Genomic DNA, 19,616 nt, shown 5'->3' on the forward strand with positions numbered 1-19,616 from the left:
TGGGTGCGTGGGTGTCGGGGGGTCAGCAGGTCAGTAGGTGAACCGGGAGGCGCGTCCGCGCAGCTCGGCGGCCATGCGCGCGAGCTCGGCGATCGATCCGTTCATCTGCTCGACGGCCTGAGCCGTCGACGAGGCGCCGGCGGCGATGCCGGTGATGTTGCCCGCGATCTCGCTCGACCCCGTCGCCGCCTCCTGCACCCCCCGCGACATCTCGTTCGTCGTCGCCGTCTGCTCCTCCACCGCCGACGCGATCGTCAGCTGGTAGTCGTTGATCCGCCCGATGATGTCCGCGATCTCCCCGATCGCCTCCACCGCACCCACCGTGTCCCCCTGGATCGCCTCCACCCGACGCGCGATGTCCTCCGTCGCCTTCGCCGTCTCCTGCGCCAGCTCCTTCACCTCGCTGGCCACCACCGCGAACCCCTTGCCCGCCTCACCCGCACGAGCCGCCTCGATCGTCGCGTTCAACGCCAACAAGTTCGTCTGCTCCGCGATCGACGTGATCACCTTGATCACGTCACCGATCTCCTGCGACGACGTCCCCAGCTTCTGCACCGTCTCGTTCGTCGCCGCAGCACGCTCCGTGGCCTTGTTCGCCACCTTCGCCGCCTCGTTCGAGTTCTGCGCGATCTCCCGGATCGAAGCCCCCATCTCCTCCGCACCCGCAGCCACCGTCTGCACGTTCTGCGACACCTGCTCCGCCGCCGACGCCACCACACCCGACTGCGCCGCCGTCTCGTCCGACGACGCCGAGAACTGCGCACCCGCCGCAGACAGCTGCTCCGTCGCCGCAGCCACCGCCTCCGACGTCCCCGCCACCTCCGCGATGATCCCCCGCAAGTTCTCCTGCGCACTCGTCAACGCCGCAGCCATCTGCCCCAGCTCGTCACGGGCCTCCACCTGCGCGCGCACGGTGAGGTCGCCCGAGGCGAGCGCGCCGAGGGCGTGCTGGACCGTGCCGGCGGAGCGCCGGATGCCGTTCGCGACACGCACGCCCACGACGACCGCGAGCAGGAGCCCGACGGCGGCGACGACGATCATGAGGAGGAAGGCCCGCGTGGCCTTCGCCGCGGCGTCGTCCGCGACGGTGTCGAGGTAGGCGTACACCGCGTCGCCGGACGCCGCCAGCGAGGTCCGGTAGGACTCGATGATCTCGTCGTTGGCCGCCTGGATCTCGGGCGTCACCGCCTTGGCCTCCACGGCCGGCATGAGCGTCGCGTCGCGGAAGGCGAGCCACTCGGCCCAGCTCGCCTTGAACGCGTTCCAGTTCGGCTCGTCCACCCCGTCGGCGGCCAGCACCGCGTCGATCACGCCGATCTGCTCCTCGACGAGGGCGTCCGTCGCGGCCATCTGCTCCACGGTCTGCTCGCGGGCCTCGCCCTGGACGATGTCGTACTGGTAGGTGAGCCGCCACGCCTCCTGGGCACCGTGGTCCACCTCCGCGTTGCTGCGCAGGAGCGAGCTCGCGACGCTCGCGACCGACGCCGTGTCGTCGGACGTCGACCGCAGGCTCTGCAGGGCGAACCCCACGACGAGGACGAGCACGACGGCGAGCACGCCGAGCGCGGTGAGGATCTTCGTGCGGACGGAGAAGTCGGCGAAGCGACGCCGGCGCGCGGCGGGCCGCGGGGTCTCGAGCGTGGACATGAGGAGCTCCTGGGGACGTGGGGACGAGAAGAGGAAGGGGGCGAGCCGGTCGGGCTCAGGACGCCGCGGCGTCGACGTCGAGCGCGAGCAGCAGCCGGTCGGAGAGCTTGTACGCGCCGCGGATCACGGCGCGCAGCTCCTCGGGGAGCGTCTGGGGCGGCGTCTCGAACTGGTCGGCGTCGACCTCGAGCACGTCGCCGATCGTGTCGACGAGCAGGCTCACTGTCTCGTCGCCGACGAAGACGACGACCATCATCTGGTCGCCCTCGTGGGCCACCATGCCGAGGCGTCGCCGCAGGTCGACCGACAGCACGACCTGGCCACGGAGGTTGACGAGGCCCCCGACGTCGTCGGGCGCGAGCGGAACGCGCGTCCGGGCGCGGCCCGGCAGCACCTCCTGGACGCGGTCGACTGGGATCCCGCAGAGCCGGTCGGCCAGCGTGAACGTCACGAGCTGCTGCGTGGTCATCGGGCACCTGCCAGCGACAGGTCGTTCTCGGCCGTCGCGTCGTCGAAGGGGTCGAGGTCGTCGTAGAAGCCGGGGTCCGCCGCCTGGACGGCGCTGCGGACGTCGAGCAGCTCCGTCACGCGGTCCTTGAGGACGGTCGACCCGGTGAGCCCGTGGCCGTCGATGTCGCTGCGCCGGCGCGCGTCGTCCTCGACGATGTCGAAGATCTCCGTGACCGCCATCGCGATGCTGCGCCCCGCGCGGGTGTACACGACGATGTCGAGCTCGTCCGCGGGCGGGCCGCCCGCCGCGCCCAGGAGCTGGTCGAGCCGGACGAGCGGCAGCAGCGCGCCGCGGTACTGGAGCACCTCGCGCGAGCCGACCTGCTCGATCGTGGCGGCGCGGATCCGTTCGAGCCGCGTCACCGCGGAGAGCGGGATCGCCACGCGGCGGTCGCCCGCCCCGACGACGAGCATCTGCTCGACGGTCGTGGCGCTCTCCGTCGTGTCCTGCGCGTACGCACGGGCCATGTCCGCGGCGTCCGACGTGAGCACCTTGCGGGCGATCGCCTGGAGGTCGAGGATGAGCGCCACCCCGCCGTCGCCGAGCACCGTCGCCCCGGAGTACATGCCGATCTGCTTGAGGCGGTTCGCGAGCGCCTTGACGACGATCTCCTCCATGTTGAGGACGCGGTCGACGATCACGCCGAAGCGCTGGTCGTCGGCCTCGACGACCGCGATCACGCGGCCCTCGGACTCCGGGTCGAGCCCGAGCACCTCGGAGAGCGACAGCAGCGGGAGCAGCGTGCCCCGCAGCCGGAAGACGGGGGCGGTGCCGACGTGCTCGATCTCGCCGTGCTGGTCGCCGAGGGCGACGAGCTCCAGGAGGCTGACCTGCGGGATCGCGTAGACCGCGCCGCAGCACATCACCGTGAGGGCGGGCATGATCGCGAGCGTCAGCGGGATCCGCATGCGCCACGTCGTCCCGGTCCCGACCGTCGACTCGACGTCGACCGAGCCGCCGATCGCCTCGATGTTCGTGCGGACGACGTCCATCCCGACGCCGCGCCCGGACACGTTCGTGACCTTCGCCGCCGTCGAGAAGCCGGGCAGGAACAGCAGGTCGAGCAGCTCGGACGGGGCCATCGCGGCGACGTCGCCCGCCGTCCGCAGCCCCTTGGCCACGGCGGTGCGGCCGACCTTCTCGGGGTCGATGCCCGCGCCGTCGTCCGTGATCTCCACGACGACCTGGCCGTTCGAGTGGTACGCGCGCAGCGTCACGAGCCCCTGGGGCCGCTTGCCGGCCCGGCGCCGGTCCTCGGGCGCCTCGATCCCGTGGTCGACGGCGTTGCGCACCAGGTGCGTCAGCGGGTCCTTGACCGCCTCGAGCAGGGAGCGGTCGAGCTCGGTGTCGCCGCCCGTCATCTCGATCCGGACGTCGCGACCCAGCATCTTCGCGAGGTCGCGCACGACGCGCGGCATCTTGGACCACACGTGCTCGATCGGCTGCATGCGCGTCTTCATGACGCCCTCCTGCAGCTCGGACGCGATGAGGCTGAGGCGCTGCGCGGACCGCTTGGTCTCCTGGTCCTCGCCCGCGCCGGCGATCCGGTCGATCTGGTTGCGCACCAGCACGAGCTCCCCGACCTGCCGCATGAGCGTGTCCAGGAGGTCGACGTCCACCCGGATCGAGCCGTCCGCGGCGTTGCGGGTGTGCGGCTCGGGCTCGGGTGCCGGCTCGGGCGCGGGCGCCGGTCCGACGGCGGGCGCGGGATCCGGCTCGGCGGCGAGCACCGGGGCGGTCCGGGGCGCGGGAGCCGGCTCGGGTGCGGGAGCCGGCTCGGGCGCGGGGCCTGCCGCGGGCGTGGGCTCCGGCTCCGGCTCCGGCTCGGGAGCGGTCTCGGGGTCGGTCTCGGGCGCGGTGCCGGCCGCGGCGTCGGGCGAGGTACCGCCCGCGACGGCGGTCGCGAGGTCCGGCTCCGGCGCCGCCGTGCCGTCCTGGACCGCGACGATGCGCGCGACCATCGGGTCGACGTCGAGGTCGTCCCCGGCACCGGCCTCGACCTTCGCGAGGATGGCACGCAGCGTGTCGACGAGCGCGAGCAGCACGTCCGCCGTCGGCTGGTCCATCGCCCGCTCGCCGTCGCGCAGCTCCGACAGGAGCGACTCGCCCACGTGGGACACGCGCTCGAGGTTGCCGAACCCGAGGAAGCCGCTCGTGCCCTTGATGGTGTGCACGGTGCGGAAGATGCTGCTCAGCAGCGCGCGCGACGACGGGTCGCTCTCGAGCGCCACGAGGTCCTGGTCGAGCTGGTCGAGGTTCTCGTAGGACTCGACCAGGAACTCGTGGACGATCTCGTCCATCTCGTCCACGTCCGTACCTCCCCGCCACATCTGGCGTGTGTCTGTCTCGTCGCCGGTGTCCGGCGTGCGGCCCGGGTACCCCCGCGGGTGCCCGGGTGGCCGACCCGTTCGCACGGGCGGTCACGGCGTACTCTCGGTACGCGCTGCCGCCTCGTGGGGTGCGGGTCGTCCGGGGTCGTGTCAGGCGGTGGCCTTCTGCGCGGCACGGTTCACGAGTCCCGCGGCCTCCGGGCGCGTCATGCCCTGCAGGACGAGCTCCTCGACCAGCGAGGCGATGAGCTCGTGGACGTCGCGCGGGTTGAGCGGCGAGCCGGACCGGCGCCGGGCGAGCTCCTTGTTCAGCGGGGCGCAGCGTTCGGCGATGGTCGTGCGCGGGCGTGCCGGGACGGCGGCCATGGGGTCTCCTCTCGGTGCCTCGCGGGCGAGGCGCGTCGGTGGTCGTGAGGTCCTATGCGACGAGCGAGCGCTTCTGGCCACCCGTGCGGGCCGCGGCCACCAGGTCCGCCAGCGCGCGGCGCACGGCGAGCGGCGTCGCGCCCAGCGGGGCGCCGGGCAGCGCCGCGGCCGTCGTCAGGGCGGCGAGGTAGCGCGCCGCGTCGCGCGTCGTCTCGCCGGTCCCGCGGTCGGGGTCCCACGCGGAGCGCGCCTCGTGCTCGTGCTCGAGGAAGACGGCGGTGAGCTCGGCGACCCAGGCCGCGTCCACGCCGCAGCCCGCGACGGCCTGCTTGACGGCGACGCGGGTGCGGGAGACGGCGGGCCGGCCGGGGCGCGCGCGGTCGGCGAGCGCGTCGCGGACGAGCAGGTCCGCGATCCGGGCGCCGTACTCGTGGTCGGCGAGGGTCGAGAGCCGGTCGCGGTGGAACGCGGCCCAGAGGCGGCCGAGCAGGACCGCCCGGCGCTCGTCGGTCGGGGCGAGGAGCCCGACGACGGAGCGCAGTGCGAGGCCCTCGTCCTCCTCGACCCACCCGAGCATCCGGGCGCGCACGTCCGGGTCGAGCGGGCGGTCGAGCTCGGGCAGGTCGAACGCCTCGCGGATCGCGCCCGCGTCGATCTGCGTGCGGAGCACGCCGCGCTGCCGTGCGGCCGCGCTCACGTGCGTCTCGTAGAGCTGCTCGAGCTGCGCGGAGCGCCCCGCGTCGACGACGTCCGTCGCGGGGTCGGGGACGACCGGGAGCTCGTGCAGGAGGCCCGCGAGCCGGCCCTCGTCGTCGACCGTGCCCTCCAGCAGGTCGGTCGACACGATCTGCCCCACGCGGCGCGCGCTGCGCACGGTGCGCAGGAGCGTGCGGTGCATGAGCGTGTAGTCGCCGAGCGCCTGGCGGATGGAGCCGGCCGCGCTCGCGCCGTCGGCGAACACCTCGAGGTCGAAGAACTTGGTGCCGTTGCGTCCGGTCGAGTCGCCGGTCGCGCCGTCGGCGCTCGGGAGGTCGAGGAGCTTGCGGGTGTAGAAGTCGACGGCCGCCTCGACCATGTCGTCGTGCAGGAACCGCGCGACGTCGTGCCGGTGGCAGTAACGCAGCGTCTCGGACGGGATGATCCCGGTCCGGAAGACGGCCTCGAAGACCGCCATGCGGGCCTCGCGCTCGGGGAGCGCACCGGCGCGCACGCGCAGCGCGAGGTCGGTGGTGAGGCGGTCGAGCTCGTCGCTCGCGCGGTCGTGGGTGCGGGGGGCGGGGACGTCGGTGGCGACGGTCGAGGTGTGCATGGCGAGGGTGTGTGCGGCGCCCGCGCGAAAATCGGCCGCTCGCAGCCCCACGGCGCTGTGATGTCCGTCACACCATGGCGGGCGGCGTTCGAGGTGGCGCGCGCAGGTTGGCGCGCGCCCCCGCCGCATAGGCGTGGAGACCACCACGACGAGAGGACCCCTGTGGAGCACAGACGCCGGACGTTCGACGCCGGACCGGGAGCGGGCCTCCTGCTCCCCTCGTCCGCGATCGAGACGGTGGCCCGCCTGCACCGCTGGCAGGCGTTCGCCGGCCTGGCCGACGGCGAGGTGCTGCTCTCGCCCCTGTCCGCGTCACCGCTCCCCCTGCCGTGGACCGTGCCCGCGGGCCGACGGCGGTGGACCACCGTGCGCCCCGAGGCGATGTGGCACCCGCTCCTGTGGCTGCCCGAGCGCCTGAGCACGCCGCGGGTCCTGCGCGACCCGGTGACGGGCGAGACGTGGGGCGAGACGTACGACGAGTGGGCGCTGCGCGTCGTGCTGGAGCTCACCGAGGCGGGCCCGGTGACGCTCGACGGGCAGGAGTGGGTCCTGCTGCACGACCCGGCGCACGACCGGTTCGTGCGCCCCGCCGGGCCGGAGGACCACGACCTCGTCCCGCTGTTCGACGTGACGACCGGGACGTGGCTCGACGTGCTGTCGACCGTCGGGCTCGACGTCGACGACCGGGCGGACGTCGCCCGGGTCGAGGCGTGGCTCGCCGGCGGGGACGACGCCGCGCTCGACGCGGTGGACCTCGACCGGCATCTGCACGCCGAGGGGCGCGACCCGGCGTGGTCGCTCGACCGGGTGCACCGGCCCCTCGCCGGGCCGGGCGAGTCCCGGACCTACGTCGAGGACCTGCGCGACGCGTCGTCGGCCCTCGTGGCGCGCGAGCTCGGCGAGCGCGCCGCCCGCCTGGGGCGCGGCCGGGCGACCGCGCGCGAGCTCGGCCGGCAGGTCGGCACGCTCGCGCGCATCGCGTCGACGCTGCTCTCGCCGCGCGAGCTCGTCGCCGAGGACCTCGGGCTCGCGCTGTCGCTCGTCACCGCGAGCGCCGAGCGGGCGACGACGAGGCGGGCCGCGCTCGACGCCGTCGCGGACCTGCGCATGGTGCTCGGCCCGGTCGCGCAGGCGGCCGCCGTCGGGCTCGACCGCGTCGCGCTGCGGTCGGAGATCGAGACGGCGCAGGTGCACCGGCAGGTCGCGGCGCTCTCGGGTCGGCCGGTCGCCTGAGGCGCGCTCGCCCGGCGCCCGGTCAGGCGTCCCGCGGGGCGTGCTTGGCGAGGAACGCGTAGACCTCCGTCGCGTCGACGCCGGGGAACGCGCCGCTCGGGAGCGCGGAGAGCACGTGCTGGTGCATGCGCGCGCTGGGCCACGACGCGTCCTCCCAGCGCGCGGCCGCGTCCGCGGCCGGGCGGCGGCAGCACGACTCGTCCGGGCACGACGACTGCCGCCGCACCGTCGTGTCCCGGCCGCGGAACCACTTCGCCGAGGCGAACGGCACCCCGACGGCGATGGAGAACTGGCCGGACGTCGTCGTGCCGGTCTGCGTGGAGCACCAGAACGTGCCCGCGGGCGTGTCCGTGTACTGGTACGACTCCTGCGCGCGGTCGCGGCGCGTGAAGGCCTCGCGGGCAGCCCACTTGCGGCACACCATCTGGCCCTCGATCGAGCCCGTGACGTCGGCGGGCAGGGGCAGGCCGTCGTTCTCGTAGCCCCGGAACAGCGCGCCGTCGTCGCCGACGCGCAGGAAGTGCAGCGGGATGCCGAGGTGCACGGTCGCGAGGTTCGTGAAGCGTTGCGCGGCGGCCTCGTGGGTGACGCCGAACGCGTCGCGCAGGTCCTCCACGGCGAGGTCCTTCTCGCGCTTGCGGCGCTCCAGGAAGTCGACGGCCGCGCTCTGCGGGATGAGGCAGCACGCGGCGAAGTACGTGATCTCGACGCGCTGGCGCAGGAACTCCGCGTACGAGCGCGGCCGCTCGTGCCCGAGCACGCGGTGCGCTATGGCCTGGAGCGCGAGCGAGCGCAGCCCGTGGCCGCCGGGGATCGACGCGGGCGGCAGGTAGATGCGCCCGTTCTCCAGGTCGGTGACGGTGCGCGTCGAGTGCGGCAGGTCGTCGACGTGCCAGATGGTGAAGCCGAGCTGCTCGGCCATGCGCGCGACGGTGCGGTGGGTGAGCGCGCCGACGGTGTACCCGGCCTTGCGCGTCATCTCCTCGGCGAGCGCCTCGATCTCCGGGTAGTAGTTGTCGCGCGCCTGGCGCTCGAGGCGCAGCTCGGTGTTGGCGCGGCGCGCCTCCTCGGGGGTCGCGACGGCCTCGGTCGCGCGGCGCTGGAGCTCGGCGTGCAGGCCGACGAGGTTCTCGAGCACCGGCAGGGGCAGCTTCTGGCTCGCCTTCACGGCGGGCAGCCCGAGGCCCGCGAACAGCGGGCCGCGCTGGGCGCGGTCGAGCGCGATCTCCAGCGCGGCGCGGCGCGACGGCGGCTCGTCCGTGAGCAGGTCCGTGACCGGGACGTCGAGCGCCTGGGCGAGCTGCTGGAGGAGCGACAGCCGCGGCTCGCGGCGCCCGTTCTCGATCATCGACAGCAGGCTGGGCGCGGTGCCCACGGCCTCCCCGAGCGCGTCGAGGGTGAGGCCGCGCGCCGTGCGGAAGTGCCGCACGCGCCGACCGAGCGTGATGAGGTCCGCCTGGGCCGTGGGCTGAGCCTCGGGACGGTCCCCGGGGCGGCTGGACGACGTCGTGCTGGCCATGGCTTGACAGTACGTCAAGATCAACGAATCTTCACAGCATTCTGAGGCGAAATCTACGCCGGTTCCGCGTGAGGCTGGAGGTACAGCACCGCCCACCCGCCGAGCGAGGAGAACCCATGACCACCGCCGCAGGCCCCCGCCAGACCCGCCGCACCCGCCAGGCCGCGCTGCTCGACGACGTCGAGACCGACCTCGCCGGGCTGTCGACGGACCGGTCGCCGGGGCAGCGAGGCGGCACGGCCGACCCTCGTCCGCGCGACGCGCGCGCCTGGGTGCGGGAGATCGCGACCCTCACCGAGCCGGACGCGATCGTCTGGTGCGACGGCTCCGCGGCGGAGAAGCAGCGCCTGACCGACCTCCTCGTCGACGCCGGGACGCTCCTGCCCCTCGACCCGGAGCTGCGCCCCGGGAGCTACCTCGCGCGCTCCGACCCGAGCGACGTCGCGCGCGTCGAGTCGCGCACGTTCATCTGCTCGCGCGAGGAGGTCGACGCCGGCCCGACCAACAACTGGCGCGAGCCGGAGGCCATGCGCGCCGAGCTCCGCGACGTGTTCGAGGGCTCGATGCGCGGCCGCACGATGTACGTCGTGCCGTTCTCGATGGGCCCGGTGGGCGGCCCCATCTCCCAGGTCGGCATCCAGGTCACCGACTCGCCGTACGTCGTCGTCAGCATGGGGATCATGACGCGCGTCGGGACGGCCGTCATGGACCTCATCGACGCCGGTGCCGCGTTCGTGCCCGCCGTGCACTCGGTGGGCGCGCCCCTCGTCGACGACACCGGGGCGGTCTCCGAGGACGTGCCGTGGCCGTGCAACGACACGAAGTACATCGTCCACTTCCCGGAGACGCGCGAGATCTGGTCGTACGGCTCCGGGTACGGCGGCAACGCCCTCCTCGGCAAGAAGTGCTTCGCGCTGCGCATCGCGTCCGCGATGGCGCGCGACGAGGGCTGGCTCGCCGAGCACATGCTGCTCATCCGCGCGACGTCGCCCGAGGGCCGGGCCTACCACCTCGCCGCGGCCTTCCCGTCCGCGTGCGGCAAGACCAACCTCGCGATGCTGCGACCGACGATCCCCGGCTGGACCGTCGAGACCATCGGCGACGACATCGCGTGGCTGCGCCCCGGCCCCGACGGCCGCCTGCGCGCGATCAACCCCGAGGCCGGCTTCTTCGGCGTCGCGCCCGGCACCGGCGTCGAGACCAACCCCGCCGCCGTCGAGACGTTCGCGCGCGACACGATCTTCACGAACGTCGCGCTCACCGACGACGGCGACGTCTGGTGGGAGGGCCTGACCCCCGAGCCGCCGGCGCACCTGATCGACTGGACCGGCCAGGACTGGACGCCCGACGCCGGCCGCCCCGCCGCGCACCCGAACTCGCGGTTCACCGTCTCTGCGGCGCAGTGCCCGACCATCGCCGACTCCTGGGAGGACCCCGACGGCGTCCCGATCGACGCGATCGTGTTCGGCGGGCGCCGCGCGACCAACGTCCCGCTCGTCGCGCAGGCGTACGGCTGGGAGCACGGCGTGTTCATGGGCGCCACCATCTCCTCCGAGCAGACCGCCGCCGCCGAGGGCACCGTCGGCGCGCTGCGCCGCGACCCGTTCGCGATGCTGCCCTTCTGCGGCTACAACATGGCCGACCACTGGGCGCACTGGCTCCGCGTCGGCGCCTCCCTCGACCCCGAGAAGCGCCCCAAGATCTTCCAGGTCAACTGGTTCCGCAAGGACGCCGACGGCCGGTTCCTCTGGCCCGGGTTCGGCGAGAACGCGCGCGTGGTCGCGTGGATCGCGGCACAGGTCGACCGCTCGCGCGGCGTCCGCACCGACAGCGGCGCCGTGAAGAGCCCCGTCGGCCTGCTCCCCGCGCCCGGCGCGCTCGAGCTCGGCGGCCTCGACCTCGACGACGCCGACCTCGACGCCCTGTTCGACGTCTCGCCCGAGCAGTGGCTCGCCGAGGCCGAGCTGACCGCGGAGTTCTTCGACACCTTCGGCAACCGCGTGCCCGACGAGCTCTGGGCGCAGCTCGCGCGCCTGCGGGACCGCCTCGGGCGGGGGTAGCCGCCCGAGCGAGGCGGTCCCGTTTGAATGGGAGCCACGAGCCCGCATTGATGCGGTAGGACGTCGCAGCGGCTTGCAACGCAGCGATTGCTCTCGTCAAAAGCGGTGCTGACCTTCGTTCGTACGCAGGGAAAGAGGTTCTCGACGGTGACCCCCAGAGCGAGCCTCGGGCGGCTGGGGCCGTACCAGCCGGCCAGTTTACGGGTGACGCTTTCCGCCACGCAGTTGGGACGGTGGATTCTCTTCGCCAGAACCGCGGGCGCTCCGATCATCAAGTGTGCCTGACAGCGGCGTTTGTGAAAGGCAGATCGCAAAGGCGCAACCCAGGCAGCCCGTCAGAGCCCAACGCAACGGGCCACCCAAGTCCAACATGTTCGATACCCCCACCACGAAAAAGGCGATTCCGGCCACAACTAACCGAGCCATGTACGCCAGATAGGACTTGGGCCTCACCGTTATCTCCTCGCGCCTGACCACCGGTTGAGGATGGGCCGGGTGTGCTTGCCACCGTTCGTCCCAAACAACCGGCTAGTGAGCCATCGGGGCTGGACAACTCTGCCCATCTGTCGCATGCCCAACCATTTGCCTACAGGTCCCGGCAGCGCTCCCCACCCCGCAGCCTGCAGGTACCCGCTTCTCGTCCTCTTGTTCTTAGGGGTCCCCACATGGTAGGCCCCAACCCCAGTGGCAGCGCCGATCGCCGCTGACATGATGAGGCCACCGGCGCCGGCGCACACGCCAGCAGTTGCGGCGGCGCACGCGCCGGCAGCGATCGCTCCTGCGATCACGATCCCCGCTTGAGCGTACGTTCTCCAGTTCTTACGAAAGTGGTTCCCAACCGACCGGCCAATCCTCTTCGCCTTGCTCCAGATCTTCTTCCACTTTACTTGACCGTCAAGATCATGCTGATTGATTGGGTCCTGAGGATACGTATAAGCGGTGGTGTTACCGCCCGAAACAGGGTCGGTGCTGGTGAAGAGGCCGGTCGTGGGGTTGTACAGCCGAGCACCCATGAGAGTAAGCCCGGTGGTGTCGCGGGCACGTTCCTTGCCGCCGAGCCAGCCGTAGGTGATCGCGCCGGTCTGCGTCGGGGTGGTGATCGGGTTGCCGTACTCGTCCCAGGTGCCGAGTGCGCCCAGCTGGAGCGGCTGGTCGACCGCGGGCAGAGCGACGGTCGTGGCGATGGAGCCGATCGGATCGATGAGGGACAGGGTGGCGGTGGTGCCGGTGATCTCCAGGCCGAGGTCGCCGGCGATCGAGGCGCCGTACCAGGTGGTGACCGGGCTGCCGGTCCCAGTCTTGGTCGCGTAGCCGGGGTTGTCGCTGGTGTCGGTGTAGTGCCGCACCGTGCCGGTCGTGGTCGTGCCGCTGACCGTGGACGCGGTGTGGCGGCGCCCGGCGGGGTCGAGCGTGTAGGTGGTGGTGGTGCCGTTCTGGGTCAGGCTCCGCGCGGCGTCGGTGTCGTAGTAACCGACCGTCAGGTCACCGGCCCCGGCTCCTGCGGGGGTGTCGGCACCGGGCAGCGTGGTCTGGCGTCCGAGGAGGTCGTAGACGTAGCTCCCCGCCCCGTTCGCCCCCTTCTGGACGCGGTCGGCGCCGTCGTAGTTCCAGGCCTTGCCGACGGTGCTCGCCGGAACGCTGGCGCAGTCGGTGTCGTACGCGGTCGCGTTCTGCGCGAGGCGGTTGCCACGCACGTCGAACCCGTAGGTCCGGGTGGTGCAGGTCCCGCCGGTGGTGTCGGAGACCGCGGTGAGGCGTTCGCCCTTGTCGTAGGTGAAGGACTGCGTGCGGGCGATACCGGTGTCGCCCGTCCCCGCCGTCGACGTGAGGGTGGTGGTCCGCCCGAGGACGTCAGAATCGATCGACCAGGCGAGCAGGTCCTGCTCGGGGTCGCCCGGCATGGCGGCACCCGTGTAGGCGAGCTCGGTGAGCTCGCCGGCACGGTCGTACGTCAGCCGCTGGGTGACGCGGCCACCGAGCAGAGACTGGCTCGTCATCGCGCCGGTGGCGTCGTAGGTGGCGGTGAACTGCCCGGTGCCAGGGATCTTGACCAGGGTGGGCAGACCGCGGCGCTCGCCCTCGGCGTCGTACCCGTACTCGACCGACCGGATCGGGTCGGTGACCTTCGCGACCCGCCCCGCAGCGTCGTAGGTCGTGGTGGTGACGGCGCCGTCGGAGTCGGTGTACGTCGTCTGGCGCCCCCAGGCGTCGTATCGCGTGGAGATGCGCCCGGTCTCGGCCCCCGTCGCACCGAGGGTCACGGTCGCGGCGACCTGTCCGGTCGCGGCGTCGTAGTCCGTGCGCGTCGCCGGGACCGGGGTCGACCCGGCGAGACCCGTCGCCACGGTGCCGACCCGGACGGTGCGCCCGGCGGCGTCGTACGTCGTGGTGGTGATCCGCGTCGTCGCACCGAGCGACTCCACGGACTCGCGCGGTGCCAGGTAGGAGGAGTACTTCGTCGTCGTCTCGACGGGCAGGGTGGGCGTGGACTCGCCGGTGCGGGTGGAGCAGGCGAGACCCGCCCACTCGGGCTTGCTCCCGCACGCGGCGAAGACGCCGGTCTGGGCAGCCGCGGTGTAGTAGCCGTTGCGCGTCGTCGCGGCATCGCTGCCGGTGGCGCCAGGCTTGCGGGACTCGACCACCTTGCCCTCGACGTCGTACCGGGTCTTCGTGACGATGTTCTGCGCAGGGTCGTCCATCACCGTGGTCGACGTCGTGGCCTGCCCGAGGAACCAGCCGGAGGTCTTGTCGGTGTGCGGGACTCCGTCGATGGCGTCGTACCCGGAGAGCGCCTGCGACACGACCGTCTCACCGGTCGCTACCGGCACGCTGGTGTCGCTGCTGCCGGTGAGCGCGTCCGCCTCGGTGACCGTGACGGCCGTGGGCAGGCGGTAGGCGATCCCCGTCTTGGGGTTCACCCCGCCGTTGGGCGCGCCCTGGTCGTAGTCGGTGCGGGTGTGCTTGCGCAGCAGCCCGTTGCTGGTCTCCCGCGCAGGCTCCCACACGTCGGTGACGACGGTCCCGGCGGGGGTCAGCACGGCCCCGGCCGCGATGGTGCCGCCGTCGTGGGTGATCGCGGTGGCTGCGGTGATGTCGGCGTTGTAACGGGTGATGGTGGCGTAGGAGTCGATGACCTCGGTCGCGAGCTGGCCCTGGGCTGCGGTCAGGGCGCGCAGCTGGGCGGTGGCCTTCTGGTCGAGCTCGTGCACGGTGCGTCCGCCGGAGTCGTACCGGGTCGCGGTGACCTGCCAGTCCCCGGCCCCGAACGCGGCGGTGTTGACCACGCGACCCTCGGCGTCGGTGTACTGCAGGTCCGCGTACGGCCAGTCGGCCGCAGTCACGTCACCAGGTCCGGAGCCGGAGACCTGCTGCCTGTCAGCGGAGAACACCGCGGCCCCGTACGACGGAGGCGTCTCCTGGCTCCAGGTGGTCGTGGCGGCGGCCTTGAGGTCGGGCAGCGCCGTGTTCGTCGTCGCCGGGTCGATCCCGTACACGAACCGGGACAGCCGTGCCGCGGCCCCGCCCGTCGTGGCGGGCGCCCGCTCGACCGTCAGCAGGGACTTCACGTCCTGGGACGAGGCACCGTAGGCGAGGGTGTAGGGAGCGAGGCCGGACGGGGTGACGGTGGTCAGCAGAGGCTGCCCGGACGTCGAGGGACCGCCGTAGGCGTAGCTCGTGGACAGCCCCGCGCGCGGGTCGGTGACCTTCGCCAGGCGCTTCGCGGAGTCGTACTCGTAGGTCGCCACGACGACGGTGCTCATGCCTGCGCCCCCGGCCTTGTCCGGGTCGTAGGCGGTGTAGGAGATCTGCTTGACCTGCCCGGCGACATCGGTGCCCGCGGTGGTGGCGGCGTAGGTGATGTCGACAGCCCGGCATCCCGGGTTCAGCGCGCCCGTGGCCGGGCACGTGACCCCGGGGGGAACGGGGGCGAGGATGCGGGTGATCTTCTTCGTCGTGGCGTCACGCGTGAACGACGTCGCTCCGGCAGTGCCCGGTTCCGTCACCGATGCAGGCAGCCACACCCGGTCACCTCCCGCGGTGTGGGAGTAGGTGAACCGGGTGACGGTGCCGTCTTCCTCGGTGAAGTCGAGCGTGGCCGCGGTGCCGGTGCCGGTCAGGCTGAGCTTGGCGCCGACCGTGGCGGTGTCCTCGTCGACCGCGGTGTACTGGCCCGGCTTCATCGCGGTCTTCGTGCCGTCGGGCTGACGGAACACGAGTGCGCCACCCTCGTCGTCGATCAGGGAGATCGTGCCGTCCACGTCGGTGGAGTCCACGACCTCGAACCCGGCGATCCCGATGTCGGTGCCGTCGAACGACGCCTTCCACCCCGGCCCGAACACCGACGTGTCGTCGGTACCGGCCTGGGAGGAGTACGACCGCGAGACCGACAGGTCACCCACGTACCCGGGCACGGAGACGTCCGTCGCGGAGGTGTTGAACTCCCCCGTCCACAGCGCGACCTGCCCCGGGCCGGCGTCAGCGACCGGGTAGTTGTCACCGAACGCGTGCGGTACGCGCACCACGGACGAGCGCGACGTCGTGTCCTGGTTCCAGGTGCAGCGCACGATCCCGGAGGCGGAGTAGGTGAAGCACACCTGGACGTCCAGCAGGACCGGGACCCGCGACTTCCCCAGGGCCTCCGCTGCCTCCGCCGCCGACCACTGCTTGTTCACCGCCACCGCGGCGTTCGCTGCGACGGCGGGCAGATCTGTCGCCTTCGTCCACCCGGTGGTCGAGCCCTTCGAGGCGTCGTAGTTGGCCGGCTCCGCCGTGCCCGCGGCCCGCCACCAGATCGACGGCGTCACCGTTCCCGACGCGGTCGAAGGACTGCTGGCCTTGACCTGGAAGGTGTCCGTCGACTTGAGCCCCGTGACCGGCGACGCCAGCGCCGCGCCACCGGAGCCGAACCCGAACGTCGTCTCGGCCGAGGCCCACGCGGCCTTGTCGATCGCACGCACCTTCAGCGTGTGCGCCCCGTTCACGGGGTTCCAGCTGATCGTCGCCGTCGGTGTCGTGCCCGTCGCGGCGATCGAGGTCCATGCCCCGCCGTCCAGGGAGTACTCGAACCGGACGACGTCCGTCGAGGTCGACTTCAGCGTGAAGGCGTTCGACGACGGCGGCGTGTCCTTCCACTGACCGTTCGTGTATCCCGACGCGGTGATCGTCGGAGCCGCCGGCGCGCTCGTGTCGACGGTGAAACCCCAGCTCGAGTAGGTCTTCGAGGTCAGCGCACCGTCGCTCGACCACACTCGTGTGGTGTACGCGGTCCCGTTGACGAGGGCGGGGGTCGACGTGGCGGGCACGAACTGCGACCGCCCGCCCGACGCGACGCTCGATCCGGGCAGCTGGTTCCAGACCGCGGTCCCGGCAGGGTTGAGCACGGAGAACAAGCCCTTGACGTTGCCGCCGTCGGGGTCGGTCACCACCGAGTAGAACTTGGGCTTGGCGACCTTGACGTAGAGCACGCGGTTCGCAGCGGTCGAGCTCGGCCACCACGCGTACTCCCCCGCGCTGTGCCCCGAGTTCGTGGACACGTTCGGGTAGGAGTTGTACGTGACCCAGATGGAGGGGACGTAGGAACCTGCGTCGGCGGAGTTGAACTTCTTCCACCCGTAGGAGTCGGACTCGTTCTCCGCCTTCACCCCGAGCGTGATCTGGGAGTCCCCCCGGTTCGCGGCGTAGGTCATCGCGCCCTTGACGTCCATCGTGACCCAGCCGTCACCGCACGAGTCGGCGTACCCCTTGGTCTGCGACGTCGTCAGCTGCCGCGTCAACCACCCGGGCTGGTTCGACCACCGTGTCGCGGTCGAGATCCCCCCGGTGTGCCACAGCTCCCAGTTCCGTGCCTGGCACGAGTAGGAGTGGAAGTTCCACAGCTCCATCGTCGCCGCAGACACGACCTTGCCGGCGATCGCCGACGTCGGGAAGTTGATGATCCCGCGCGCCTTCACCGCACCGCCGTTGTAGGTGCCCATCTGCATGTACGTGCGCGCCGACGTGTCGACCGTCGTGTCCGTCTGCACGTACAGGTCGAGTCCCTTGTTCAGGTTCACCTGTGGGTCGATCACCACGGGGAACTGCGTCCCCGCATCCGTGATCAGGGCCTCCACCCCGGACAGCTCGACCTGCGCGGTCGAGGCGTCGGCGATCGTCACCGACTCCTCCAGGGTCACCGCTTCCGACAACGGGTCGGCCTCCACGGGGACCACGGGGCCGCTGCCACCGGCGGTCGGCGTCCCGGCAGGCGTCTTCGCCGCGGGCGCCTGCCCGCCCTCGGCCTCCTTGCCGTACAGCACGTCCAGCTCGGGCAGCGGCGCCAACCGCGGCGCCTCCGGGTCGATCGACACCGCGGGCTCGAGCAGGGAGTCCGGACGGTGCTCCTCCACCTGCGCGTCCCAGGCCAACGGCGTCGCCCCCACGCCCACGACCTCGCCCGACGGCGCGCTCACCTCGAACCCACCGTCAGCGGTCACCGCCACCGTGCCGCCCTCGGCCGTCACGACCAGCGGATCCTCGATCGCCGCTCGCGCCGCCTCCGCGTCGTGCGCGACGAAGAACTGCTCGAACCCGCTGTTCGTCGCCTCGACGACCAGGTCCAGGCCCTCAGAGACGCCCTCGTACGTCGCCCGCCGGCCTTCCAGCACCGGCTCCGGCAACGCGCCCGTCCAGTGCATCGCGGAGACCACACCGGTCTCGGTGTCCGTCACCGAGGCCAGCTCGACCGGAGCGTCGTCAGCGACCTCGACGGCACCGGAGATCTCCAGCCCCGAGACCGCGGCGACCGGGCGCACCACCCCGTCCTCGCCGGCCTCGAGCGTGAGGTCGACCTGCGCCCAGTCCTCCTCCGCGGTGCCGTCACCGCCGGTCTGCACCCACACCGGGCCCGACCCCTGCTGCGCCGTCCACTGCCCGTTCGGCAACGCCCACACCGAACCGGACTCCGTGCGCTGGGACAGGTCCTCCACGGGCGCGCCGGCAAGTCGCGCGTTCACCATCGCGGACCCGGAGTCCGGGGCGGTCCGCGGCACGAGTGCCGGGTCCACCGCCGCGGGTTCGGCGGCGGCCTCCGCCGGGAGGGACGCGGCGATCGCCGGCGCAGGGAGCGAGACCACTCCCACGCTCAGCGCGACCGCCCCCGCGAGGGCGGCGATCGACGCCCGCCACGCACCAGGAACACCAGAGAACGACACCAAGAACGCCATCGCGAACCAGCCCGATCTGTCACGGCACGCACCAGCGCGCACCGGAAACCGAAGCCCACACCCCCTGCGGGCAGGCCCCAGCCTGGTTCTCAGCGAGCTCACAACCAGCGAAGGTGCACGGACCATAGCGCACGGCGAGAGTCCTGCGCCACGGTCCGCCGGGACGACGCTCGCGCGAGGCCGCCACTCTGCCGGCGGCCCGCCGCGCGAGCGATGTCCTGCGTCAGTAGGCGGTGCCCATGAGCTCGCGGACCTCGGCGAGGGTGCGGTCCGCGGTCGCGTTCGCGCGGGCGTTGCCCTCGCGCAGCACGTCGAGCGGGTCGGGCCCGTCCCCCGCGGCGAGGGCACGACGGCGGGCGCGCAGGGGACGCAGGTGCTCGACGAGCGCCTCGGTCACCACCTGCTTGAGGCGGCCCGCCCCGGCGGCACCGACCTCGTCGGCGAGCGCCTCGGGCGTCGTCCCGGCGGCGAACGCACCCAGGGTGAGGAGGTTCGCGACCTCGGGTCGGCGCTCGGGCTCGTACGTGACGTGCCGCTCGGAGTCGGTGCGGTGGCGGCGGACGAAGCGCGCGGTGGCGTCCTCGTCGTCGCGCAGCTCGAGCGCGTTGCCCGCGGACTTGCTCATCTTGCGCCCGTCGGTGCCGAGCACGGTGGGCGCGGGGGCGAGCAGGACGTCGGGCTCGGGGAAGTAGGGCTGCGCGGCGGCGTAGCGCTGGTTGAAGCGTCGTGCGACGGTGCGCGTGAGCTCGACGTGCGGGAGCTGGTCCTGCCCGCCGGGGACGAGGTTGCCGTGGCAGAACAGGATGTCGGCCGCCTGGTGCACCGGGTAGGTGAAGAGCAGGCCGCTCATGGGGCGGCCCTGCCGTGCGGCGGCCGCGACGGCCTCGGCCTTGACGGTCGGGTTCCGCTCGATCTCGGCGGTCGTGACGAGGCTGAGGAACGGCAGCAGGAGCTGGTTGAGCGCCGGGACCGCGGAGTGCGCGAAGACCGTCGTGCGGGCGGGGTCGATCCCGGCCGCGAGGTAGTCGAGGACGACCTCGCGCACGGTGGCGCGCAGGTCTCCGGCGTCGTCGCGGTCGGTGATGACCTGGTAGTCGGCGACGACGAGCACGACCTCGACGCCGTCGTCCTGCAGCCGGACGCGGTTCGCGAGGGTGCCGAGGTAGTGCCCGAGGTGCAGCGCGCCCGTCGGGCGGTCGCCGGTGAGGACGCGGAAGCCGGACGGGTCGGTCGCGAGCCGGGCCTCGATCTGCGCGGACCGCTCGCGGGCCGCCGCGACGGACGCGGTCGACGCGGACAGCCCGGACGGCGTCGCGGACGAGAGGGCCGACGGCGCGGGGTCGAGGGTCGTGGTCATGGTGCTCTCCTTCGGTGGGGAGCCACGCACCACGCCCGGTCGAGGACCGGACCGGCCCGGACATGACGACGTCCCGGCTGCG

Annotated in this window: 10 protein-coding genes; 2 read left to right on the forward strand and 8 right to left on the reverse strand. The window is 72.6% G+C overall.

Features of this window, described 5'->3' with window-relative positions; genetic code table 11:
* Positions 1-30: 30 nt before the first annotated feature.
* The 5 genes from BXA05_RS00640 to BXA05_RS00660 form a co-directional block, all read right to left on the reverse strand.
* Positions 31-1,647 carry a methyl-accepting chemotaxis protein gene (locus BXA05_RS00640; protein ID WP_076403317.1) on the reverse strand — a complete coding sequence of 539 codons (1,617 nt, stop codon included), beginning with the start codon at positions 1,645-1,647 and terminating at the stop codon, positions 31-33.
* Positions 1,648-1,702: 55 nt separating this feature from the next.
* Entirely contained in the window at positions 1,703-2,116 is a 414-nt protein-coding gene (locus tag BXA05_RS00645) for a chemotaxis protein CheW (RefSeq protein WP_076403319.1), read from the reverse strand.
* On the reverse strand, positions 2,113-4,458 hold the full coding sequence (locus BXA05_RS00650; protein ID WP_170963131.1) for a chemotaxis protein CheA: 2,346 nt from the start codon (positions 4,456-4,458) through the stop codon (positions 2,113-2,115). Before BXA05_RS00650 ends, BXA05_RS00645 begins: the two co-directional genes overlap by 4 nt.
* Before the next feature lie 180 nt (positions 4,459-4,638).
* On the reverse strand, positions 4,639-4,854 hold the full coding sequence (locus BXA05_RS00655) for a hypothetical protein (protein WP_043653789.1): 216 nt from the start codon (positions 4,852-4,854) through the stop codon (positions 4,639-4,641).
* Positions 4,855-4,906: 52 nt separating this feature from the next.
* Entirely contained in the window at positions 4,907-6,163 is a 1,257-nt protein-coding gene (locus tag BXA05_RS00660; RefSeq protein WP_076403322.1) for a hypothetical protein, read from the reverse strand.
* 162 nt (positions 6,164-6,325) lie between these two features.
* On the opposite strand from BXA05_RS00660, the gene BXA05_RS00665 reads away from it, so the two are divergent.
* Positions 6,326-7,396, forward strand: a complete 1,071-nt coding sequence (locus BXA05_RS00665) for a hypothetical protein (RefSeq protein WP_061266650.1) — start codon at positions 6,326-6,328, stop codon at positions 7,394-7,396.
* A 22-nt stretch (positions 7,397-7,418) separates the two neighbouring features.
* Here BXA05_RS00665 and BXA05_RS00670 read toward each other — a convergent pair whose 3' ends face one another.
* Positions 7,419-8,915: an XRE family transcriptional regulator gene (locus tag BXA05_RS00670; RefSeq protein ID WP_082774183.1), complete on the reverse strand. Its 1,497-nt coding sequence runs from the start codon at positions 8,913-8,915 to the stop codon at positions 7,419-7,421.
* 116 nt (positions 8,916-9,031) lie between these two features.
* On the opposite strand from BXA05_RS00670, the gene BXA05_RS00675 reads away from it, so the two are divergent.
* Positions 9,032-10,975, forward strand: coding sequence for a phosphoenolpyruvate carboxykinase (GTP) (locus BXA05_RS00675; RefSeq protein WP_083711190.1), 1,944 nt, complete (start codon positions 9,032-9,034; stop codon positions 10,973-10,975).
* Positions 10,976-11,430: 455 nt separating this feature from the next.
* On the opposite strand, the gene BXA05_RS00680 is transcribed toward BXA05_RS00675, so the two are convergent.
* Positions 11,431-18,165, reverse strand: a complete 6,735-nt coding sequence (locus tag BXA05_RS00680; RefSeq protein ID WP_170963111.1) for an RHS repeat-associated core domain-containing protein — start codon at positions 18,163-18,165, stop codon at positions 11,431-11,433.
* A 235-nt stretch (positions 18,166-18,400) separates the two neighbouring features.
* Positions 18,401-19,534 carry a tryptophan--tRNA ligase gene (gene trpS, locus BXA05_RS00685; protein WP_083711199.1) on the reverse strand — a complete coding sequence of 378 codons (1,134 nt, stop codon included), beginning with the start codon at positions 19,532-19,534 and terminating at the stop codon, positions 18,401-18,403.
* Positions 19,535-19,616 lie beyond the last annotated feature (82 nt).

Origin of the sequence: Cellulosimicrobium funkei (genome assembly GCF_900155925.1) — a bacterium.
Lineage (GTDB): Bacteria > Actinomycetota > Actinomycetes > Actinomycetales > Cellulomonadaceae > Cellulosimicrobium > Cellulosimicrobium funkei.